The organism is Sulfuricurvum sp. (assembly GCF_028713855.1).
In the GTDB taxonomy this organism is placed as follows: Bacteria; Campylobacterota; Campylobacteria; order Campylobacterales; family Sulfurimonadaceae; genus Sulfuricurvum.
Genome location: NZ_JAQTNN010000006.1, coordinates 83,497 through 106,742, shown reverse-complemented (window position 1 = coordinate 106,742; position 23,246 = coordinate 83,497). Strand labels below are relative to the sequence as shown.

Genomic DNA, 23,246 nt, shown 5'->3' with positions numbered 1-23,246 from the left:
CTTTATAAATGATTTGGATGATTTTTATAGCAATAGGATTGTCATCGGGAATATTGGCAGGAATTTTAGGGATCGGCGGCGGAATTATAATCGTTCCGGCACTCATGTATTTGGTCGGATTTTCTCAGAAACTGGCGATCGGTACCAGTCTTGCCGTATTGTTGCCTCCGATAGGGATCGCCGCCGTTTTAGAATACTATCGCAGTGGGAATGTCGATTTTAAAGCGGCATTTATTATCGCATTAATGGCGCTCATCGGAGGTTGGATCGGTGCTCGAAGCGCTCATTATATCGATACGCATACGTTAAAAATACTATTCGGAGCATTTTTAGTCTTTTTAGGCATTTATATGATTTTTGAGGCGAAATAACATCGCATCCATTTGGATTCAGATGCTAAAACGATAAATTTCCCCCATTTTGAGGGAATATGCCTGAAAAGGGAAAACAGTTTCACCTACCAACTGCTCAAACCATAGTAACGGTTCATCCAGTGGTTCATCCGAGAGGATAAAGGTTCCATAATGAACCGGAACAAGCGTTTTGGCACCTAAGTCATGTGCTGCTTGAAGTGCTTCGGGTGGGCTGATATGAACTTGTTTCATTATCTCTTCTGGGCGGTAGGCTCCGATCGGTAAAAATGCTTCATCAATCTCAAACTTTTCTCCGATCTCTTTGAAATGTTCCCCATAGGCGGTGTCTCCCGAATGGTAGATGGTATGATCGCTGTTTTGGATGACGTATCCTCCCCACAGCGCTTTGTTCATGTCAAAATGGATACGATTGCTCCAGTGGAGACTGGGGACAAGAGTGATAAAAAGTCCTCCTATCATCACTGATTCCCACCATTCCAGCTCAAAACACTTTTCCCGCGCAATATGACGTTTCAAATACCGCCAAAATCCTGCCGGTGCGACGATGATGCACTCCGGATTTTGTTTCAACAGTCTCAGTACGGAAGGTTTGTCAAAATGGTCGTAATGGGCATGGGTAATGAGAATGACGTCGGTATGTAACGCTTCTTTCGCAATTGGAAGAGGGCTTTGGCGGTGATAGAACGGGATATTTCCCAATACGGGATCGATGCATAGCGTTGTTTCTCCGAGATGAAGCCATACGCTCGCATGTCCGAGCCACAGCGCATATTCTCCCTCCGGCAATCTCTCTTGCAAGATTACCGGCAGTGCGGCAGAAGAGGTACTCTTTTTAGAGAACGATTTGGAGAACTGCCATTTTAATATTGTTTTGAGCGGGATTTTGGGTGATGTATATCGCTGCATTGGTCCTACTGCTGGTGTGAACCGTCACAATAGGGCTTTCTTCCCGATCGTCCGCATCGGCACAGCCATTTATCGGTTTCGACATCAACGGAAAATTTGATAGGCATCTTATCGGTTCCCTCATGACTTCCGTCACAAAACGGAAAAGTTGATGAGAGTCCGCACGTACAGTACCAATACTCTTTATTGGCATCCAACGATGCTTTAAAGGGGTCATTTATAAACTTGGTTTCCATGATACGCCTCCGTTACAGATAGTAAAGAATCATAGCACGATTTTGGTATTGTCGTAAATATGAGCAGTCACAAAGATATTTTGCTTTAACCGGGAGTCGAAAAACAGTGCCGTTGGATATACAATACTATAAACGATAAAAAGGTTAAAACGTGAACAGCGAAAACGGTGAAAAAGCAGACAGATATCTCTCTTTTATGAATATAGATTGTTATAAACACGCCTCTGATGTAATTGATTGTATTTTGGAAGTGACCAAAGATGAACGCTATAACAACCGTTTTTGGGAAGCTTTTACAGCAAAAATTCCCCAATGCTACTATGAACACAAATCGGATGAAAAGGTGCTATACCATATCTGCTCGTCGGTATTTTACATTGAAGAACTATTTGAGGAAAGTGCTCATTCCTTAGGGCTTGAGTTAATGACGACTTGCGAATATCAGTGTTGTTGATGAATACTATCCCTTTTTCTTTATAGAATTACAAGGGGTATGCGATTACTATTCGCCCATCACAACCGGAGTAGCGTATGGAGCAGTTTGCCTTTATTATCACATTGTTAATGATTGGTATTTTGCTCCAAAAAACAGATGCCCCTGCCGATCTTGCTAAAAGTCTCAATTTTTTTGTGATTTATGTATCGCTTCCGGCTACGGTATTACTTCAAGTTCCAAAAATTCATCTGGACTTTTCTGCGTTGGGGGTGATTTTGATCCCGTGGATACTGTTGCCTATTACCGTCGCAATGGTATTTGCCATGACGCGCAATCAGCCTCCCCATGTTCGTGCCGCACTGCTATTAGTTATGCCGCTGGGGAATACATCGTTTGTCGGGATACCGATCGTTCATACGTTGTTGGGCGAAGAGGCGATACCGTATGTCCTGATGTACGATCAATTCGGTACCTTTTTGATTCTTTCGCTCTATGGTGCGGCGGTGATCGCACGTTATGAGACAGGAACATTCCATAAACGATTGATTGTCAAAAAACTCCTTCTCTTCCCTCCGTTTATCTTTCTCGTATTCGCCCTTATTTTTGGAGAGATGCCTTATGCCTCTCAGTCGTATTTACAGCTTCTCTCGTCCACGTTGGTACCGTTGGCATTGGTCTCGGTAGGGTATTCGATGAAATTCGGCGGAGAGGTTGATTATGGGCTGTTTACCAAGGCACTGATTCTGAAGCTGATGATTATGCCTTTCATTGCATTTGGGATCTTACACACGTTGGGAACCGATCCCCTTGCCCTAAAAACCGCCGTACTCGAATCGGGAATGCCCTCGATGATTACGGCGGGGGCTCTCGCGATTGCGGCAGGATTTGCACCGGAGCTGAGCGCGGCATTGGTAGGATATGGGATAATTGTATCGTTGGTGACATTGCCGTTGATTAGCTATTTGATGTAAATACGGGTTGGATTTTTCACCCATCTACTAATATTTCTGCAATAAAAAATAATATTATACATATTAGTTATGTTTCTAAAAGTATCGTTTGTGTGTATGTACCATAAAATAACTATAAAAAATTAAAATACTTTTACTAAATTGGATATAGTTATTAATTATAACTTATCAAGATTTAACAACGAACCATAAAGGAACTCGCCGCATGAAACATATCATCTTAATTATACTCCTCACAATAGGAGTTTTTGCAGAAAAAAATTATCCTTTCATCAATCCTGAATGTGGTAGTTATCCCGGAATTGCGTTCTCTCCAAAGAGTCATAATTTAATATTATTTGACGGATGTAAAACGTTTGTCAATTTTTCAGATAAAGGAACAAATAAAATTATTTCTTCGACAAATATTATTTCCTTTTCACCGATGACGGCAACAATCAATGGCAGTGAAGTGGTGATAGTAACAGATAGGCAAGGTTCTGTTAAATCACTCAATATAGAGAATGGAAAATCAAACAAAATTATAGATTTAAATTTTACTGACGGTGGTTCTTTTAGTGGAAAACCCTATATAAATGTGGATGGAAATAGGTTGTTGATTGAATACTCTGTAGATGGAACATATAGTACGGTAGCTCTTTTAAATCCTATTAATAATGAAGTAATCTTTACAGTTAACGATTTCAGTCAGGCTTCCATGAATCCTGAAACCGGCGAGTTTGTAATTGTAAAAAATGGGATGTTTCCTGCTCTGAAGCGAATATTAATACTTAACCAAAATGGAGAGCGAACAGGTGAAGTTTCATACCTTCCATCATTTACGGGTGCTGGCTTTATTTCTCCTGTTCTTAGTCCAAATAGAAAAATTATAATTAACGCTGTATTTGATTTACAAACCCGAAAATATCATCTCGATGGATGGGATATAGCAAAAAATCAAAAACTATATCGTATAGATACGAATGATTCATATTTGTTGAGAGAAAAGTTTATTCATAAAGAATTTAACACTAATGAGATGATTTTACGCAAAGCAAAAAAAATTGGTATCTATGAGATATCAACAGGTATGCTGATCTGTGAACTGCCTGAGTTATCAAAGCAGAATATATTTGGAATAGCATATCTTGATGAAAATATTGTCATCACAAACGATATGCGGATATGGGATATCAAAAATGACAAAGAGCTTTTAAGGCTCTATATCTTTGAAAATGGTGAGTGGGTTATTGTAGCACCTGATGGGAGTTTTGAGTGTTCGGTAAACGGATTAAAAGTTTTTAATGACCATATCAAAGAGAGTTCAGAAAAACCGCTGAATGAAGCACAATACAATCCCCAGTACGTACAAAAAATCTTAAATCAAATCATGAAATGGGAGAATAACTAATGGGAACTCAAATCGATACGACAAATTCACCAAAGGAAATCACAGCATGAAACACATCATTCTATTAATCCTACTTACGATAGGAGTATGGGCTCAGGACAACGACTGTAAATACTTCGGTAATACCGGATACATACTTTCTCCAAAATCTCAGAGTATCACACTTTTTGATGGATGTAAAACATTTGTCAATTTTTCAGACAAAGGGGCAAAAACGATCGTTGCGCCATCAAAAGTTGATAACTTTTCACCGATTACAGCGACAATCAATGCTAGTAATGTGATTGTAACATCAAAAAAACAAGGATATATAAATTCTCTTAACATTGAAAACGGGGAATCTAAGTTGATTGTCGATTTGAATTTATCAACTTATGATTTTCTTGATACAACACCCTATGTAAATGCTGATGGAAATAGGCTATTGCTTAAGTATTACCGTGATAATAAAGGCGATTATATAGCTCTCTATAATCTTATTAACGGAGAAATAATTTTTTTCGAAGGTAATGCTGATCAAATTTATATGAACCAGAGGATAAGTGTATTTGCATATTCAAGATTTATAACTGAATTTAAGTCAAATATATTTATTTATGATGATAAATCCGAAGTTGGTGTTATAGATGCAGATAGCGGACTCGTTTATCCTGTTCTCAGTCCAAATGGAAAAATTCTTATTAATAAAGTTTTTGATTTCTCAACCAGAAAATTTCATCTCGATGCTTGGGATATCGCAACCAATCAAAAGCTATACCGTATAGATATTGGAGAAGCATATGTTTTCGGGGAAGACTTTATTAATAATAGACAAACACATACAAACGAAATGCTGCTGCGTCTTGCGAAGAAAATCGGTATTTACGAAATATCAACTGGAAAGCTTATTCGTGAACTGCCTGAATTATCAAAGCAGAATATATTTGGAATAGCATATCTAAATGAAAATACCGTCATTACAAACGATATGCGGATATGGGATATTAAAAATGACAAAGAGCTATTAAAATTGTATATCTTTGAAAACGGCGAGTGGGTTATTGTAACACCCGATGGGAGTTTTGATAGTTCAGACAATGGGTTAAAAATATTTAATCAGCGTCTCCAAGATGGTAAAGAACAATCTCGCACTTTAAACCTGTACGATCCAAAAATCGTACAACAAACATTAAAATCAATCATGAAATGGGAGAATAACTAATGGCAACGATTACGGAAGCGCAATTAACAGCTTGTATTTCGCAACAAGCAGGTACAAGTAAATTCACATTTAAGTCGATCAATTCACAATTTAACAAAAAGGCTGTCTAATGAAAACGTTACTTATCATCATCATTCTTATTACGAGTTTATTTTCCGAGGATGGTTCAGTACAGTCGACACCATCCGAGAAAATTCAACACACTACACTTTTTGGTCCAATCAAAGATGTGGATGTATCATCAGATGGCAAATTTGTCGTGATGGGCTCATTGGGCGGCAATATTTTTATCATGAATCTCGAAGATAAAAATAATATTGCAGTTTTACACACAACCCTCGATGACATCACCAGCACCGATCTCTCCAAAGATATGACAATGATCATAGCGGGAGATTTAAAAGGTCAGGTAGAGATATGGAATCTTCCGAAAAAGACGTTAGTACGAAAGATAGACGGACATACGCAAGAGATTACTAGTGTCTCAATCTCAGATGATAATAGCAGGGTAATGACTGCATCAAGGCAAGAATCGACCAAACTTTGGAATTTACAAACGGGTCAATTAATTATAACGCCTGCATCTGTGGATAGAGGTATTGATTTACCTTCTAGTCCACTATACACTCGCTTCAATCATGTTAATGCTTTTTCATTTATGGATGCTCGTAGATGGATTGATATTTTTGATCCAAGAACTGGAAAGAGCAAGGGGAAAATCACTATCTTTGATGAAACCTTAGATCCAAATCATCGCTATTTACCTTCTTTGTTGTCTTTTACAAATGACCGAGCCATAGAATTTACGGCTGATGGTAAAAATATCATTTTAAGTACGATGGATGAAGATACATTATGCAAAGACTGTAAAAAAGCGATTGATATATGTATTAAAACTTTTGATATAAGTAGCAATACACTGAAATATAAGATTCCAGTAAAAGGAAGAATTCCAGTATTGACCCTCTCTAAAGATGGAAAGTATGGGATTTTTATCGATCAGTATACCGATAAAATAAAGATCACACCACCTAAAGAAAGTACTTTGTTGTCAAGTGAGCGATATAGAGAAATTGCACTATTAAAACGTTTTGACATCGATAGTGGCAAAATTGTCGATTCGTATGTTTTATTGGATGAATGGACAACCGATCGTCAAGTTAGAAGACCGGGTTTTAAGTATTTGCATGAAATCTCTGATGGCAAATATATTACTTTAGCCCATGTTGTCGATGGCGGAATTGATGTTTGGGACATCAAAAATTTAAATACAACCGGTAAAGGGGAATAAATGACATCTGAAGAACAATATATTGATAATTTATATAACAGTGGACGTATTACGGAAAATGCTCAAACGGCTATGAATAAGCTCTTAGAAACAACAATAGGACAACAAGTAATTTCTAAACTTATGAATGACAACATTTTGCTTACTGTTGTGGATTACGGGGGAAAAAGTTACACAGGAGATAATAATACGATTTATCTTAGTACTCAAGATGAATTTGGGTTTCCGATTGGTGCAAATACATTCGGTTATTCGACAATCGCAACTATGCTTATTCATGAATTCGGTCATCTTGTAGGTCATAATGGTGAAAAAGACAATATTCTCAGTGTTGAAAATGCTTACAGAACTGAAATGGGTTATGATCTTCGTACCGGATACCGTGGACATGATGAGTGGGGTCAATATACGATTCAAGATACACATGACGACGTGCCCCTCCAATGGAATTATTATAATGGAGGAGACACTTCATTATCTGCAACAACAAAGTATACCTACACAGCACATAAAAATACGGAAAGCTTTGATGTAGCGGTTGTTGGAAATGATAATGGCAATACATTTGAGATGGGTATTGGTAATGATACTGTCTATGGTAGAGGCGGTAATGATACCCTCAAAGGGGGAGAAGGAAACGACATCCTCGACGGCGGTGCGGGGGCTGATTATCTATATGGAGGTAATGATGATGATATTCTGCGTGGAGGAAATGATACGGATCCAGACTACTTATATGGAGAAACTGGTAGCGATGTCATCTATACTGTAGGACATGATGCGGCATACGGTGGAATAGGAAATGATATCATCATTAGCAGTGGATATCCGAGTAATTATTTATCCGGTGCTGAGGATTACGATTATTATCTTATAGATGGTGGTGATGCATTTATAAACGATTACGGAGCACAAGGAGCAGTATTGGTCCAGGTGAACGGAGGATACCTAAAACTGATAGGCGGAGAGAAAGTTTACGATGCTAATGGAAATTGGACGGGAACATGGAAAGGAGCGTTCGAAGAGATTTACACTATGTTAGGTCCAGATGTAGAGGTGCATATAGCAGGCTCAACGATTCATATAAAAAACTTTTTTTATTCTACAAATACATTAGATATTTCTTTACCTCTCACGGATAGCCAAGCCAGCCTTGTATCCGTAAACAGTATAGGAAATAGCTCAGGCAGTAACGGAGGAGTTGATACTCTCAATGGAGGCAGTGGAAACGATACATTCTTTGTGGATAATGTGGCAGATAGCATTACGGAACAAGCTGACGGAGGAAATGATACTGTTCTGTCCAGCGTAACCTACACATTAAGTGATAATGTTGAAATGCTTGTCCTTATGGGGAACACAGCCATTAATGCTACCGGAAACGCTCTGGATAATTTCCTGATGGGAAATAGTGCCAATAATATCCTCAATGGAAGCAGCGGAGCCGACACCATGATCGGAAATAATGGGGATGATATTTATTATGTCGATAGCATTAGTGATAGAATCATTGAAAATATATCTGGCGGTTCTGATACCATAGTGAGTACTATCAGTTGGAAACTCGAAGAGACTACTGAGAACCTTACCCTCTCAGGAACAGCTGCCATCGACGGAACCGGAAATGCTCTTGATAATACAATTTATAGTAGCGAAGGAAACAACGTTATGGACGGCGGTAACGGCATCGATACTCTCTCGTATGCCACTGCTACTGCCGGAATCACCATTAATATCGCTCTTACAACGGCTCAAGCTACAGGCGGTGCAGGAATCGATACTATTCTCAATTTTGAAAATCTTACCGGCTCTAATTATAAGGATGCTCTTTTTGGTGATGCAGGCAATGATACGCTCAACGGATTAAGTGGCAACGATATGCTTATGGGCAAATATGGGAATGATACTCTCAACGGTGGAGCCGGCAATGACTATCTAAACGGTGATCTAGGCAACGATACCTATTTCTTTAATACAGGTGATGGAAAAGACATGATTCTTGATTACAATTTTATCCAAACAGCAGTGCGCTATGGATTCACGAAACACCTCACCCTCAAAGCGGTTAATGCTGGTGATGATACGATCTCTTTTGGAGACGGAATTACTATCGATATGATCGATGCAGAACGAGACGGTAGCAATTTACTTCTGGGTGTCCGATCCAATGGCGACAGCAACAATATCGATCAGCTTTCTGATCTCATAACTGTAATTCAATTTTTTACTACGAAAGGGAGCAGTGAATTCATTTCTTTCACTGATAATTCATCATTTAATATCAGCTCATGGAGTATCGGTACCTCAGGTGATGATACTCTCTACGGCACCGGAAGAATATATGGGGGACGAGGTAACGATCTAATCAATAGCAGCACCGGAAATGATGTTTTAAACGGTGGTACGGGAGCTGATACCTTTGTCTTTAATACAGTGCTCAATGCAAGGACCAATAAAGATATCATTACTGACTTTAGTTCCGTTGATGATACAATTAAATTCGAAAATGATATCTTTACTGCGCTAACTGCTATAGGCACTCTTTCTGCTTCTAACTTTGTAGCAAACGCTACCGGTACCGCAGGTGATGCCAATGACTATATCCTCTACAATACGACTACAGGCGCGTTGTATTATGATGCTGATGGAATCGGAAGCATTGCCGCAACCCAGTTCGCACTCCTTGGTACCGGTTCTCACCCTTCGATTACGAATGCGGACTTTTTGGTAGCTTAATGATTATCGTATCTCTTGTGACGTTGCCGTTGATTACGTACGTAATGTAAAAAGTTATATTGAATGGATTTTTGAAGTGTTGATGTTTTGAAGAAGGAATTTTGTGTTGTGATGGCGGGCCACCAAGGATTTGAACCTTGGGAGGTTTAACCCTCGCCGGTTTTCAAGACCGGTGCAATCGACCACTCTGCCAGTGACCCGTATAAGAATGAAGCTATTTTTTACATTTTGGAGGTGGTACCCAGATTCGAACTGGGGGTCAAGGTTTTGCAAACCAGCGCCTTACCGCTTGGCCATACCACCATCCATGTATGTGGTGCCCGGAGCCGGACTTGAACCGGCACAGTGTTACCACCGAGGGATTTTAAGTCCCTTGCGTCTACCGATTTCGCCATCCGGGCAACGATAACAAAAAATACCTCAGTTAAGACATCGGTTTCTCGATATTTCAACTGAGGTATATGGAGCGGGAAACGAGGTTCGAACTCGCGACCCCAACCTTGGCAAGGTTGTGCTCTACCACTGAGCTATTCCCGCATTGTTTTTGTGGACTGGAAGTATATCAAAAAATTTATGGCATGTAAAGAGTTTCGTTTCCTTTTTTATTATTTTTTTTGAGGTATATCTTTTTTAGAGTTCCACTGCGCTATAATCGCGTCAATTTAAAACCATATAATTGCAAAGGAATCCCATGCGTAGTGATACCATTAAACGCGGATTTGATAAAACCCCTCACCGGAGCCTTTTGAGAGCTACGGGACTTAAAGACGAAGATTTTGACAAACCGTTTATCGGAGTGGCCAACTCTCATATTGATATTATCCCGGGTCACTTTTTCCTCCAGGAATACGGTCGTATCGTAAAAGAGGCGATTCGTGAAGCGGGCGGTGTACCGTTCGAGTTTAATACGATCGGGGTGGATGACGGTATCGCGATGGGACATGACGGGATGCTTTACTCATTACCGAGCCGTGAATTGATCGCTGACTGTATCGAAACAGTGATGAATGCTCATAAGTTGGATGGATTGATTTGTATCCCTAACTGTGACAAGATCGTTCCGGGTATGCTGATGGGAGCATTGCGCGTCAATGTGCCGACGATTTTCGTCTCGGGCGGGCCGATGAAGGCTGGGCACAAAAAAGACGGAACGGCGATCGATTTGGCGACGGCATTTGAAGCGGTTGGACAACATGCGGATGGAAAAATGTCCGATGAAGAGCTGTATGAGATCGAGTGTGAAGCGTGTCCGAGCGGGGGAAGCTGTTCGGGGATGTTTACGGCAAACTCGATGAATACCCTCTGTGAAGCGATGGGGGTTGCATTGCCGGGCAACGGAACGGTTCTCGCAATGACGCCGGAGCGTATCGAGATGGTTAAAACGGCGGCACGTCGTATCGTCGAGATGGTCAAAGACGAAAATTCCCAAAAATGGAATATGCAAAATATTCTCAATGACAAAGCGATCCATAATGCGTTCGTCGTCGATATGGCGATGGGCGGAAGCTCGAATACCGTATTGCATATGTTGAGCATCGCTAAGGAAGCGGGAGTTGAGTTTGATATTACCCAAATCAACAAAATTTCTGAGAATGTTGCCCACATCGCAAAAATCTCCCCGTCTCTCTCTACGGTTCATATGGATGACATTAACCGTGCCGGCGGTGTTAACGCTGTTATGAAAGAAGTCTCACGACGTGGTGGAATCCTGCACACAGACGCTATGACCGTGACTGGTGAGACACTCGGCGAGCGAATCAAAGATGCAGTGATCAAAGATACGAATATCATCCATACGAATGAAAATGCGTACTCTCCGGTCGGCGGTTTGTCAATCTTATTTGGTAATTTGGCCGAAGAGGGAGCAGTCGTTAAAACAGCGGGAATTACCCCGAATATGCGTAAGTTTAAAGGCCGTGCTGTTTGTTTTAACTCCCAAAATGAAGCCATTGCCGGAATTATGGGGCATAAAGTCAAAGCGGGCGATGTCGTCGTTATCCGTTACGAAGGTCCTAAGGGTGGTCCAGGGATGCAAGAGATGCTTGCTCCTACGGCGCTTATCATGGGGATGGGGCTTGGTGAGAGCGTTGCTCTTATCACCGATGGACGTTTCTCTGGTGCAACACGTGGTGCTTCTATCGGGCACGTAAGCCCTGAAGCGGCAGAGGGTGGTTTGATTGCTCTAATTGTTGATGGTGATGAGATCGAACTCGATGTTGACAGCCATCTCTTACAGCTCAATGTGAGTTACGAAATATTGGAGCAACGTCGTCTTCATTGGAAACCGATCAAAAAAGATATTCCCTCTAAATGGCTCAAACGCTACAGTCTTCTCGTCTCTAATGCCTCTAACGGTGCTGCTTTAAAAACGGAATTGTAAACCTCTTTTCTGTCACCAGATTGTAATCCTTCGGGGTTACACTTTCTCTCATGAATGAATTATTGTCATTTCGCAGTGTATTTATCTCTGACCTCCATCTCGGAACGCGCGACGCTCAATCGGATCGTCTTTTGGAGTTTATCCGAAACGTTGAATGTGAAAACCTCTATCTTGTCGGTGATATTATTGACGGATGGGAACTCCGCCGAAACTGGCGTTGGAGTCAAGCTCAATCCGATGTTCTCCAAAAAATCCTCCGAAAAGCCCGAAAAGGGACAAATATCTACTACATCATCGGTAATCATGATGAATTTTTGCGACCGTTTTTACCGATGATGATGGGGGACAACATCTCCTTTACCCATGAAAAAGTTCATTACGGTATGAATGGAAAGCGCTATCTTGTCGTTCATGGCGATATGTTCGATGCGGTAACGATGACGAAAAAATGGGTTGCCCATTTGGGAGATCGGTGTTATCTGTTTATGCTTCGGCTTAATCGTCCGATCAATACTATCCGTCGTTTATTTGGTAAATATCACTATTGGTCGCTTTCCAAAATGGCAAAACAAAGTGTCAAGCAGGCGGTGAGCTTTATCACCGATTATGAAGAGGTTCTTTCGTCTCATGCGGATGAAAAAGGGTATGATGGAGTGATTTGCGGGCATATCCATCACGCAGAGATACGAGTCATCAACGATATCGATTATCTCAACTGTGGGGACTGGGTTGAATCGTGTACGGCAATCGTCGAGCATCATGACGGGAGATTCGAAATTTATGAACACGACCAAAACCGTTAGCATCGTCTTTTACAAAGGGTCGGGTACATTGGCTGAAAAACTGGTTCGTTTATGGACTAAAAGCCCATTTTCACATTGTGAATTCGGACGAAGCGACGGTTTATATCATTCAAACGACCGCTTTCGATTTATTTCACGCACACATACTTTGGATATCAATACCACGGATTGGGAAGTGTGCAAAATTGAATTGCCCTCTGAGATTGTAGATCGGGTAGAACACAGACAATTGCGTAAAAATGGGACGTCGTACGATTGGATCGGAATTGTTTTCTCACAGGTGTTTCGAGTGGGGTTGCATGATAAAAAGCGGTGGTTCTGTTCCAAAAGCAATGCCGATGATTTAGCATATGCGTATCGGCTGATGGCTCGAAGCCGATCTCCTCGTTATGAATCTTTTTTGACAGTGTTAGAACCGATTCGTCAGTATCATCCGCATGAGCTTTCCCCCAGCGATTTATTTACTCTTATTCGTGCGATGGAGCAAATTCAGGAACGATATTTTGTAAGAGTAAACGTGCCTCAGACGAGAGGGTAAGGTCGTCTATTTCCTGATTTAAAAGATTTATATCATAGGGGGTAGATCGTGCGATCATAATCGATTCAAAGGCGGTTTTTTGTTCACTTTCGTCGATTAGAAGTTCCTCATAAAGTTTCTCACCCGGACGCAATCCGGTATAAATAATCTCTATGGGTTCAGAGGTATAGAGCCGTATCATGGTCTGAGCCAAATCCGTGATTTTTACACTCTCGCCCATATCGAGGATAAAAAGCTCTCCGCCGCGCGCGATAGCGGCGGCTTGGAGGACGAGTTGGCACGCTTCGCTGATGAGCATAAAATAGCGGGTAATATCCGGATGGGTGATAGTGATGGGGCCACCTGCTTCGATTTGGGACTTGAACTTCGGAATAACACTTCCGCTGGAACCGAGGACATTGCCAAATCGTACCGAGACAATCTCGCTGTTGCGGGGATCAACGTTTTGGGCATAGAGTTCCACAATCCGTTTAGTTGCCCCCATAACATTCGTAGGGCGTACCGCTTTATCAGTAGAGATGATAACAACTTTACTAACATTGTTAGCGATGGCACTGTCGATGACATTTCGACTGCCGATAATATTATTCATAATTGCTGCGTGAATATTGGCTTCGCACAGCGGTACATGTTTGTAGGCTGCGGCATGAATGACAATATCGGCATGTGCATCTGCCATAATCGTATCGAGTATCTCTTTATCGATAATGTTACAAAGTAGTACTGTTGCTGAGGGTATTTTCTCCCCGATTTGGTAAAGATTGTACTCACTGTGATCGAGTAAAATCAGATTAGCCGCACCGAATCGGTGACATTGCTGAGCGATTTCGCTGCCGATACTTCCCCCTGCACCCGTGATAAGGACGGTTTTCCCCCGTATAAATACTCCGATGGTCCCGGTATCGAGATCTTTCGGATGTCGGGCAAGGAGCTCTTCGATCGAGAGTTCCTCTATTTGGTTGTGGGTATCATCCAGCCCTCGTGAACGTTTGATATTTCGTACCCCTGCATCACTGAGGAGCTGATAGGCTTCTCGTAGATATTCGTTTGGCAGTGACCCGTCAATGATAGCGGCGGTGACTGATTTGTTTGTTAGAAAGGTGGGAATATCACTTTTCCCGGAAATTTTGATATTGTTGAGGTACGAACCGATCATATTGTAATTTTTCTCTTGGAGAGCAATAATCCCTACCGGATAGTATTCATTTGAGCTTTCCAGCATACTTTTGATGAGATTGGCGGTGCTGGCGGAGATACCGATAAGCAGCGTCGGTTCGAGGTTTTCACGAGGTCCACTGATATCGAGGAGCATCCGTTTTAAGAGACGAATTCCACCTAGAAAGATGAATGAAAGAAAGAGATCGATTATGATAACACTACGTGGAAAAGGGGAAAAAAGTGTGGAGTTGACAGTATGAATTAAAGCGAAAACTGCATACGTAGCAAGGTGGGCAAAAAAGAGATTTTTGGCCTCTTGCAAACCGTAAAAACGCCAAATGATGGTGTAGTTTTTAAACCAATGGATGAAGAAGGCTTTGATGCTGATAAGAGTAACTGCAACCACAATAAAAGGATCTAAAAATTCGGGTGGAATATCAAAGTTGAAGCGTAAAAGGTAAGCGCAGAAAAGGGTAAACAGGGATAGAAATACGTCGGAAAGGAGAAAAAAAGTGATCCGTTTGGCACTGCTTGGACGAAGCCATCCGTTCATTGCAGCGCCTTTTTTAGAAGGGTGCAGACGCGTTCGACATCGTCACGATTCATCTGGGTTCCACTGGGGAGGCAGAGACCTTTTTCAAACAAGCGCTGGGACGTACCGTTTTCACAACACATGGCATCTTTAAAAAGAGGTTGCAGATGCATCGGTTTCCAAAGGGGACGGCTTTCAATGTTTTTATCTTCGAGGGCAAGTCGGATTCGGTTTGGATTAGAGTGTTCAAACGTGAGGGCAGTGAGCCAACGGTTTCCTTTTGTATGCGGAAGTTCCGGCATAAAGGTAATCTCGCCAATATCTCCCAGTGCTTGGGTGTACCACTCAAAGATCTGTCGTCGAGTCGCTATTCGCTCTTGTAGTACTTCCATTTGAGCTACACCGATAGCGGCTAAAATATTGCTCATACGGTAGTTATAACCATAATCCGTATGTTCATAGTGAGGAGCATCGTCACGCGCTTGGGTGGAATAAAAACGGGCTTTTTCAATGAGCTCTTTGTTAGAGGAAATCAGCATTCCTCCCCCAGAGGTCGTGAGGATTTTATTTCCGTTAAAACTGTAGACGCCGAAGGTACCGAAGGTTCCGGTTTGTTGACCGTTATAGGTGGTACCGAGACTTTCTGCCGCGTCTTCGATCAAAGCAATACCGTGAAGATTGCAAAGAGCGATGATTTTTTCCAAATCAGCGCATTGGCCGTAGAGATGTGCGAGGATAAGGGCTTTAGGCTTTTTCGGAGATCGCTCTATTGCTTCTTCGAGGAGGAGCGGATCGAGATTCCAGCTTCCGGAATCGCTGTCGATAAAAACCGGAGTCGCATTTTGGTAGAGGATTGGGGCAACCCCGCCGATAAAGGTAAAGGATGAGGTTAATACGATGTCTCCCGCTCCTATTCCCAGAACCCGCAAAGCCAAATGAAGCGCCGCAGTAGCGCTGCTAAGTGCGAGAGCATACGGCACACGAGTAAGATCTCGAATACTGTGTTCAAAGCGATCTACCATAGGCCCAAGAGGGGCAATATAGTTACTTTCAAACACGTCAGCGATGTAGGATTGCTCTCTTCCGCTCATGTGGGGAGGGGAGAGGAAAAGGCGCTGATTTTGCATTTTCATACTTTTAGTTTATAGACTTTGCTCATCGGATCAAGGATGATTGGCTCAAACAGTTTCGGGTCATAATGATCAAAGACGAACATTTGGATGTAGGAAGAATTAAAATAAAAATCATCCATTACTAAAAATCGCCCGTAGCTTGCCATAAAGATGACATTAAGCCCCTCAGAGGAGAAATGCTGTTCGGTAATATCTAGCTTTTGGGCTTTGTTGTAGCCCACTTGGTAAAATCCTTTGATCGGCACTTCTTGCTTTCCGAGTTTGAGAATACTTTTCTCTTTGAGGATGGAGATGCCGTTACCGAGTTCAAGGGTTTTGCCCGTATCTTTAACTTGCTGAGTCATATAGAAAAAAGGCTCTTGAGGGTGATTATCCGGATTTTTAAGATCGAGGGAGCTAAAGAGGGTTACCGTCGGTAATATTTCCATCATTCGTAGAGGGAGATAGAGGTATACATCGCGTGTCGGTTTTGGCAATGAAGCAGGGTTGAGTTGAACATTAACCATCAAATCATCGATCGAATCGGCTTTATACGCTTTCAGCATGGTTGCGATGATTTCATTTGAACTGCTAGTTGCATACCCTCGTTCAGTATATTCAACACTTAGTCGTGCCATGTCTGCAGCATTTTGTTGCGGTTGGGTTAAAATATAGCTTGCGGGATAGTTGACATCACCACTATGTTTTCCCCCGTCCACAAGCGTTTTAACATCACAGTAATAGCGTATTGGATAACCGTAATCCCACCAGGTAATGACGTAATCTTCCCGTCCGGAGATTTTACCGAGTTGATCAAGTGTTGAGATTTCTTGGGCAGTAAAAACAGTCGGTGTCATATACTCTTTGATGTGCAGATAATTAGGGTAGAGAGCAGCTCCCATGAACACGAGTAGTGCAGTGTATTTCAACCATGATTTTTCTATCGGTTTAGTAATGAGCATCAGAAAGTAGGCAAATCCAATTGCCATCGGTGCAACGGCATAGATTGTAAAACGTAAACCTGCCGACATGGCGATAAAACCAAGACCTACAAGCGGTAAGGTGATCAAAAGAGGACGATATGCGATAACAGCAAACGCATAACCGACACAGGCAATCAGAAAAGTAATCGGATGCCCGCTGATCCGTTCTGCAAAGACATTAAAGGGAATATGACCTGCTTCACGGACGGTTTGGGCTACATTGTAAAAATGAAGTCCGCCGGCCTCATTTGAGACGCTCTCACGGAAAAGATACCCTTTTAACTGAGCCCAAATCGGGTCAATCCCCCCTGTCGTAAAATAAATAATAAGGATGGCGGTAAACAAAGACCAAAACCATTTTTGATCGAGTTTCGGCAGAAAATGAAAAAATGAAAAAACTCCCAACGCAATAGTAAGTTTAAGCCAAATCGGAAGGGATAAAACGCCGATGATGATAAAGAGAGCAATTTTATAGAAATAGTGATTTTTACGTTCGAAAATCACCGCATAGATAAGTGTGACAACTAAAATAGCAGTGTTAAGTGAATAACTCTGAGGGTACCACCATTGAGCTAGAGCAAAAGCAGCAGTTATGGGTAGGAGAAGTCGATTGCGCTGATGGGTGATTGCCAAAAGGATAAAATAGAGGGAAAAGAGGGGTAAAACGATCGTCAGCATATCGGTGTCGTAATAGCCGATCATGGTGCGGTTGTAGTAGCTATGTGTTACGCTGGCGATAAGGGCGGCAATGAAGCCTATACCGGTTTGTCCTATCGTCCGTCCGATTAAAAGAATCGGTATTACGATTAACGACCCGATAAAGGAGGGCATATAAAGGATCAGTGTTTCAAAACTAACGGGAATTATTTTCGAGAGCCATGCCGTTAAAAGTGCAATCGGTTCAGTAATCGGAGAGAGATCGTTAGGCTCATGGTGACCTTTTAAAATATCTCGGGCTCCTTCAGCATAATAATAACCGTCATTGGTATTGATCATTAGTTCGTTATGCCAATAAAACTGCTGTGTATTTTTAACCTCAGAGACCCAAATGTAGCGCATAGAGAGTGAGAAGAGATACGCAATAATGATGAGGAAAAGTGTTAGTTTAATTCCGAAATCTTCTTTGGGAAGTTTTAAAAAATTCATTATTTTTTTACCTTTTGGTTTATACAAAATTTTTGTTAGTGTATCCAAACCACCCATAAAAATGGATTTAAGATGATACAGGGTGTGGTTTCAATGAAGAGGAGATAATTCTTGATGGGGCACCCACTGCCGTGCAATTATTCGGTATATGATCAATAACCACTGAACCGGCACCGATGAGAGCGTGTACTCCAACCGTTATGTTTTGAATGATAGTCGCACTAATTCCAATGTGAGTGTAGTCACCTATGGTGACGTTTCCTGCCAGCGCGGCATTTGGGGAAATATGGGAGTAATCGCCGAGGATACAATCGTGTTCTATAATGGCTCCGGAATTGACAATCACCCCTTTGCCGATAATGGCATGGGCATTGATGACGGATAACGGCATAACCACGGTTCCATAGGAGATAGCAGCTGAGGGTGAAATAATGGCTGAAGGATGAATAAGAGCGGGAAGCTGATAGCCCAATCGAGTGATTTTTTCGGATAGTTCAAAGCGTGTATAATTGTTGCCAATGCCCAATGCAATGGGACAGGATGTATGTGTCTGAATAAATGTTTCCCAGTCCGGGGCATCATTGTATATGCTATCATCAATCCAGCCGCCTATCGTGTAACCGCATGCGTAAGCAATATCGGCAATTACTCGTCCATGCCCACTTGCGCCATAAATATAAATTACTTTATTTTGTTCCATTGAATTTTTCCATCGTTGCTTCTCCGTTTTGGGAAATTCCTTCTCTTATTAAAAGCTTTGTCAAGGTACGATAAAAGATTTTAAGGTCGAAAGCAAACGATATGTTTTCGACGTATTCAATATCATATCGAAATTTTTCTTCCCAGCTAATCGCATTGCGTCCGTTTATTTGAGCCCATCCGCTGATGCCGGGTTTGACATCATGTCTACGTGCCTGTTGCGGGGTATAGAGCGGCAAATATTCCGGCAAGAGAGGACGCGGTCCGATAAAACTCATTTCACCCTTGAGAACATTGAGCAGTTGGGGGAGCTCATCTAAACTAAGGTTTCGAATGAATTGACCTATCCCCTTTAATCGTTCTGAATCCGGCAGAAGGTTCCCCTGTGAATCTTTTTCATCCGTCATGGTACGAAATTTATAGATTGTAAAGATCTGACCATGCAATCCGGGACGGCGCTGAGCAAAATAAACGGGACGTCCCATGCTAACGCTAATCACGAGTGTGACGAGTAGGATGAGAGGTGAAAAGAGAATTAATAAAATCAATGCTCCGAAACGATCCAATAGAGGTTTGATGAGATTAACGTACACGTTTCAGTCCATACACTTCTAGATGTTTGTCGACAATTGTAGCCACATCGAACTCTCTTAAGGCTTTTTCTCTTCCCGCTTGTCCCATTCGAGAACGCAAACCAGGGTTCTCAATCAATTTCTTGATCGCTTCTGAGAGCGCTAAAGCGTTGTACGGCGGCACTAAGAATCCGTTTATTCCATCATCCACTGTTTCCCGGCATCCGACGACATCAGTTGTAACGATAGGCAGTCCCATACTCATCGCTTCCATAGAGGTGCGTGGTAACCCTTCCCGATAGCTCGGCAGAACAAAAATATCACTTTGGGAAAGTATGTGACGGATGTTATTTTGGTGTCCGAGGTAATGTATGGAGGTCTGTTCTTTCATAAATATTTCAGGGAAGCTTGAACGGTTCCCTTCATCGGGTGCGCCGACAAATTGAAACGATACCTCGGGATAGTGTTGTGTAAGTATCGTTGCAGCATCGATGAACTCTTGCACCCCTTTGTGTTTGAGAGCACGCGCAACCATGGTGACACGAATCCACGTGTCTGTTTTCGGTAACGGGCTCCAAAGAGCGGTGTCGATTCCAACCCCTTTGATGCTAAAAACTTTTGATTGAGGGATAATATTTTTGTGAACGAAATAAGCAGGGTCATCTTGATTGACAAACATTACGGTATCGGCGAGTTTAAACGTTTGACGATAGAGTATCTCTATCAGATTACGGACAATACGGCTTTTTAAATCGTTTTCGAGATAAAAACTTCCCAGCCCCTCGACGAGATTGATAATACGAGGCACATGGGCGAATCTTCCTGCAATAGTGCCGTAGATATTAGGCTTGGCGGTAAAGGTGTGGAGGATGTCGAGATTAAGAGGTTTGATGGCAATATAGATATTTCGTATAGCATCCAATTCTTTGAACGGATTGAGACTCGAACGCTCTATTTCATACGGGATATGGGTAATGCCGTGTTCGCAAAATGAGTTACTTATTTCTCCTGAGGGGCAAATGGCATATACTGTATGTCCTTGACGTACCAGTTCCTGCATGATCGGCAGACGAAAGAGCCAAAGGTTGTAATCGAGGTGGGAAAGGAAGCCGAAGGTCATTGTTTTGTTTCTATTTTGGTACTAAATAGTGTATCAATAAAGTTTTTATAAATCGGGAAATATTTTTGTATCGAAAAATGAAAAGCATTTTGGAGAGCATATTGCGAGTATTGAGTATAGAGACCTGCGTCATTATGAAGCTGTGTAATTGCATCAATCCATTCATTGTGTTTTTTAGGTAAAAAACCATTCATCCCCTCTTGGATAATGGTGCAATTTTCTCCGACAGGACTTGCTACCGAAGGTAGTCCGGCCGCTTGATATTGAATCAGTTTGAATCCTGATTTTCCTTGGCTGAAAGGATCATCATTGAGGGGCATAATCCCTATATGGGATTGTTTTAAAAGTGCGACTTCTGTTTCACTTGACCAATCATAGAATTTCATTGATACACCCGATATTGCTCTGCCTTCCAATGTTTTGGAAGCAATGATAATGAGATCGAAATCAAGATTTTTTGCAAGAGTTTGAAACATAGAGGCAAACGCTTCTATATAACGGTAGGTTATGGGACTACCGATCCATACCAGCGAGAAACGGTCAAACTTTTGTGGAGTTGCATTTGTTTGATAAGTATCAAGATTAATAACTGTTGGAATTTTAATGACACTGGGATTGAGTTTTTTCACATACTCTTCAAGAAAATTGTTCCCTACAATAACGCCGGCAGCATTTTTGACAAGATCATCATATTTGCCCTCAAGCATTTTTTTACCGTGGTAGTCTTCCCAAACGTTGTCATCGTAATCGAGAATATAGTTTTTCCCTTGTAAAAACCGCTTTTCAATTCCATAGGGGAGATAAGGGAAAAGTTCACGCTCGATGATGAGATTTTGAGATGAACGAAATACCGCCAAACACCGTTCGAGATAAGAAAGGAGAATTTGGCTTTTTTGCTTGGGTTGGTTGGAAAACAAACGATTTAAATAATCAATAGGCATAAACGATTGAATTTCGATATTGTAATTCATTTCAGAAAGGCGAGATGCAAAAGCAAAACTCCGATATCGGCTGGTTGCGCCCTGTGTTGGATATTTTGTGAAAAAAGTGAGGTTTATCATGTTAGATATTTCCATAAAATTCGTTGTTTATTTGCTCCAAAAAACGATAAACAAAGCCCGATTAACTTATAAGAAAAAGGTTTGCTTTCATTAAAATATTGAAAATATCTTAGATGGAAGAAAAGAGAATGGAATCGGCAAGTTTTTGAAAAAAAATCTTCGTAATATTGGATTAATTGGGCAATAAAAATCTTCTCTTCCGTCGAAAAGAAGGGTACCTTCAAAAGAGTTTTTGAAAATAAAGTTGTTTTTTTATAGGCTTTTTCACGTTGTTCAAATGAATGAATTTTAGAGGTTTCGGATGCTCCAATTTGATTGCTTTCGTGCTGCCTATATCGGATAAGGGGCTGATCTAGATAGGTAATAGTTCCATGTTTGTAAGCGCAGAGTGCAAGCCACCAATCGTGAACTAAAATATTTTCTGGAAAAGGTAGTGCATATGTGAGAAGTTCCCGAGAAAAGAGTGTTGTACATCCTGTAACATTATTTTCTATTATATACGAATAAATGTTTTTTTCGAGATTTTTTTTCGAGTAGCGGGTATAGGAGTTATTGATAATCGTTCCGTGAGCGTCGATAAGCGTTGCATCGGAATGAATAAGAAGAGAACTCTTGATTGCTGAGAGTAAGCAGGTTATTTTGTCATTTTCCCAAATGTCATCCTGATCGGCTAGGGCGATGTATTCTCCTGCGCATAAAGAAAGAGCTTTTTCAAAATTTTTTACCAATCCAATATTTGTGTCATTGAAAATAATGGTAATGCGCGGATCTTTATTTGCATAGGTTTCTAAAATACGGGGCGTAGAATCAGTAGAGCCGTCATCGCAAATAATTATCTGAAGGTTCGTATGCGTTTGATTGAGGATTGATTCAATTTGCTCGCTTATATATTGTTCGCCGTTAAAGGTTGTCATTGCAATCGAAATTAATTGCATTTAGTGTTTTCCTACGACATAATAATATTGCACAGTGAGGAATTCTTCGAATAATCTATTGGTAATACGATTGAAAATTTTTTTCTTATAGCCGGTGAAATCGATATTACTTGTACAACTTAATATACTCATATCATTATTTAAAAACAAATGATTTATATTTTTTTTACAAAAAAATCTTAGATGTGTTTTGTCTAAAATACCTGTTTTTTGGTAGTTAAAATCACCTTTGACAACAATATCCATAAGTACATGCCACTCCCTTATATTTGGAAGGCTCGCTATAAGAATTCCATTTGGCGTTAAAAGTTGTTTTAATTTTTTCACTAAGCTATATGGATCTAGGAGATGTTCTAGAACATCTCCACATATTATTACATCAAAAGACGCTTCATCGAAAGGTAAGTCGATATTTTCTACATCACCAATAATAAATTGATCAAATTGAGAGTTGTTTTGATAAGAATTTTCTATTTGGCAAAGATCAATGCCGTATATATGACTGGCATATCCATGTTGTTTGGCATATAAAAGCGTATCTCCACCTCCTGCACCGATTTCAAGCATCTTTTTGTTTTTATTTTCATTGGGAATAAGACTTAATAAATCAAATCTAACTGAGGTAAAGTAGCCATCCGGTTTATCTTGATAGAATGTTTTTTTCAT

At 41.1% G+C, this 23,246-nt stretch carries 21 protein-coding genes and 4 tRNA genes; 10 read left to right on the top strand and 15 right to left on the bottom strand.

The window, feature by feature from the left end:
• Positions 1–17: 17 nt before the first annotated feature.
• Positions 18–371: a sulfite exporter TauE/SafE family protein gene (locus PHI47_RS07370; protein WP_299935612.1), complete on the top strand. Its 354-nt coding sequence runs from the start codon at positions 18–20 to the stop codon at positions 369–371.
• An 18-nt stretch (positions 372–389) separates the two neighbouring features.
• On the opposite strand, the gene PHI47_RS07365 is transcribed toward PHI47_RS07370, so the two are convergent.
• The gene (locus PHI47_RS07365) at positions 390–1,280 is read right to left on the bottom strand and encodes an MBL fold metallo-hydrolase (RefSeq protein ID WP_299935611.1); all 891 of its coding nucleotides are present in this window, start codon (positions 1,278–1,280) and stop codon (positions 390–392) included.
• Positions 1,281–1,285: 5 nt separating this feature from the next.
• Positions 1,286–1,516 carry a CDGSH iron-sulfur domain-containing protein gene (locus tag PHI47_RS07360; RefSeq protein WP_299935609.1) on the bottom strand — a complete coding sequence of 77 codons (231 nt, stop codon included), beginning with the start codon at positions 1,514–1,516 and terminating at the stop codon, positions 1,286–1,288.
• A gap of 151 nt (positions 1,517–1,667) precedes the next feature.
• Here PHI47_RS07360 and cowN point away from each other — a divergent pair, with 151 nt between their 5' ends.
• The 6 genes from cowN to PHI47_RS07330 all read left to right on the top strand — a co-directional run bounded on the left by cowN (position 1,668) and on the right by PHI47_RS07330 (position 9,541).
• Positions 1,668–1,970, top strand: a complete 303-nt coding sequence (cowN, locus tag PHI47_RS07355) for a N(2)-fixation sustaining protein CowN (protein ID WP_299935607.1) — start codon at positions 1,668–1,670, stop codon at positions 1,968–1,970.
• A gap of 77 nt (positions 1,971–2,047) precedes the next feature.
• Positions 2,048–2,923, top strand: coding sequence for an AEC family transporter (locus tag PHI47_RS07350; RefSeq protein WP_299935606.1), 876 nt, complete (start codon positions 2,048–2,050; stop codon positions 2,921–2,923).
• Positions 2,924–3,128: 205 nt separating this feature from the next.
• Entirely contained in the window at positions 3,129–4,313 is a 1,185-nt protein-coding gene (locus PHI47_RS07345) for a hypothetical protein (protein ID WP_299935603.1), read from the top strand.
• A 46-nt stretch (positions 4,314–4,359) separates the two neighbouring features.
• The gene (locus PHI47_RS07340) at positions 4,360–5,514 is read left to right on the top strand and encodes a WD40 repeat domain-containing protein (RefSeq protein ID WP_299935601.1); all 1,155 of its coding nucleotides are present in this window, start codon (positions 4,360–4,362) and stop codon (positions 5,512–5,514) included.
• Positions 5,515–5,623: 109 nt separating this feature from the next.
• On the top strand, positions 5,624–6,805 hold the full coding sequence (locus PHI47_RS07335; RefSeq protein WP_299935598.1) for a WD40 repeat domain-containing protein: 1,182 nt from the start codon (positions 5,624–5,626) through the stop codon (positions 6,803–6,805).
• On the top strand, positions 6,806–9,541 hold the full coding sequence (locus PHI47_RS07330) for a calcium-binding protein (protein WP_299935596.1): 2,736 nt from the start codon (positions 6,806–6,808) through the stop codon (positions 9,539–9,541). It begins immediately after the preceding gene.
• Positions 9,542–9,653: 112 nt separating this feature from the next.
• Here PHI47_RS07330 and PHI47_RS07325 read toward each other — a convergent pair.
• The 4 genes from PHI47_RS07325 to PHI47_RS07310 form a co-directional block, all read right to left on the bottom strand.
• Positions 9,654–9,741 (bottom strand) — tRNA-Ser (locus PHI47_RS07325).
• A gap of 29 nt (positions 9,742–9,770) precedes the next feature.
• Positions 9,771–9,844, bottom strand: a tRNA-Cys gene (locus PHI47_RS07320).
• 11 nt (positions 9,845–9,855) lie between these two features.
• A tRNA-Leu gene (locus tag PHI47_RS07315) sits at positions 9,856–9,942 on the bottom strand.
• A gap of 61 nt (positions 9,943–10,003) precedes the next feature.
• Positions 10,004–10,078 (bottom strand) — tRNA-Gly (locus PHI47_RS07310).
• Positions 10,079–10,232: 154 nt separating this feature from the next.
• Between PHI47_RS07310 and ilvD the strand changes: the two genes are divergently transcribed.
• The 3 genes from ilvD to PHI47_RS07295 are packed head-to-tail and all read left to right on the top strand — an operon-like array spanning position 10,233 to position 13,262.
• Positions 10,233–11,921, top strand: coding sequence for a dihydroxy-acid dehydratase (gene ilvD / locus PHI47_RS07305; RefSeq protein WP_299935594.1), 1,689 nt, complete (start codon positions 10,233–10,235; stop codon positions 11,919–11,921).
• A gap of 50 nt (positions 11,922–11,971) precedes the next feature.
• Complete coding sequence (locus PHI47_RS07300) at positions 11,972–12,724, top strand: UDP-2,3-diacylglucosamine diphosphatase (protein ID WP_299935591.1); 753 nt, start codon at positions 11,972–11,974, stop codon at positions 12,722–12,724.
• Positions 12,702–13,262, top strand: coding sequence for a hypothetical protein (locus PHI47_RS07295; RefSeq protein ID WP_299935589.1), 561 nt, complete (start codon positions 12,702–12,704; stop codon positions 13,260–13,262). Before PHI47_RS07300 ends, PHI47_RS07295 begins: the two co-directional genes overlap by 23 nt.
• Here PHI47_RS07295 and PHI47_RS07290 read toward each other — a convergent pair.
• The 9 genes from PHI47_RS07290 to PHI47_RS07250 form a co-directional block, all read right to left on the bottom strand.
• Entirely contained in the window at positions 13,192–14,973 is a 1,782-nt protein-coding gene (locus PHI47_RS07290) for a nucleoside-diphosphate sugar epimerase/dehydratase (RefSeq protein WP_299935587.1), read from the bottom strand. The two genes, PHI47_RS07295 and PHI47_RS07290, sit on opposite strands and share 71 nt — an antisense overlap.
• A complete protein-coding gene (gene pglE / locus PHI47_RS07285; protein WP_299935584.1) occupies positions 14,970–16,079 on the bottom strand; it encodes a UDP-N-acetylbacillosamine transaminase in 1,110 nt (369 codons plus the stop codon). The genes PHI47_RS07290 and pglE overlap by 4 nt, the downstream gene beginning before the upstream one ends.
• Positions 16,080–16,081: 2 nt before the next feature.
• Positions 16,082–18,193, bottom strand: coding sequence for an STT3 domain-containing protein (locus PHI47_RS07280; RefSeq protein WP_299935582.1), 2,112 nt, complete (start codon positions 18,191–18,193; stop codon positions 16,082–16,084).
• Positions 18,194–18,260: 67 nt separating this feature from the next.
• Positions 18,261–18,893, bottom strand: coding sequence for an acetyltransferase (locus PHI47_RS07275; RefSeq protein WP_299935579.1), 633 nt, complete (start codon positions 18,891–18,893; stop codon positions 18,261–18,263).
• Positions 18,880–19,485 (bottom strand): sugar transferase, encoded by a 606-nt coding sequence (locus tag PHI47_RS07270; protein ID WP_299935576.1) that lies wholly within the window; start codon positions 19,483–19,485, stop codon positions 18,880–18,882. The genes PHI47_RS07275 and PHI47_RS07270 overlap by 14 nt, the downstream gene beginning before the upstream one ends.
• Positions 19,475–20,584 carry a glycosyltransferase family 4 protein gene (locus PHI47_RS07265; protein WP_299935573.1) on the bottom strand — a complete coding sequence of 370 codons (1,110 nt, stop codon included), beginning with the start codon at positions 20,582–20,584 and terminating at the stop codon, positions 19,475–19,477. Before PHI47_RS07265 ends, PHI47_RS07270 begins: the two co-directional genes overlap by 11 nt.
• Positions 20,581–21,660, bottom strand: a complete 1,080-nt coding sequence (locus PHI47_RS07260; RefSeq protein ID WP_299935570.1) for a glycosyltransferase — start codon at positions 21,658–21,660, stop codon at positions 20,581–20,583. The genes PHI47_RS07265 and PHI47_RS07260 overlap by 4 nt, the downstream gene beginning before the upstream one ends.
• The gene (locus PHI47_RS07255; RefSeq protein WP_299935567.1) at positions 21,642–22,580 is read right to left on the bottom strand and encodes a glycosyltransferase family 2 protein; all 939 of its coding nucleotides are present in this window, start codon (positions 22,578–22,580) and stop codon (positions 21,642–21,644) included. The genes PHI47_RS07260 and PHI47_RS07255 overlap by 19 nt, the downstream gene beginning before the upstream one ends.
• Positions 22,581–23,246, bottom strand: a complete 666-nt coding sequence (locus PHI47_RS07250; protein ID WP_299935565.1) for a bifunctional 2-polyprenyl-6-hydroxyphenol methylase/3-demethylubiquinol 3-O-methyltransferase UbiG — start codon at positions 23,244–23,246, stop codon at positions 22,581–22,583. It lies immediately after the preceding gene.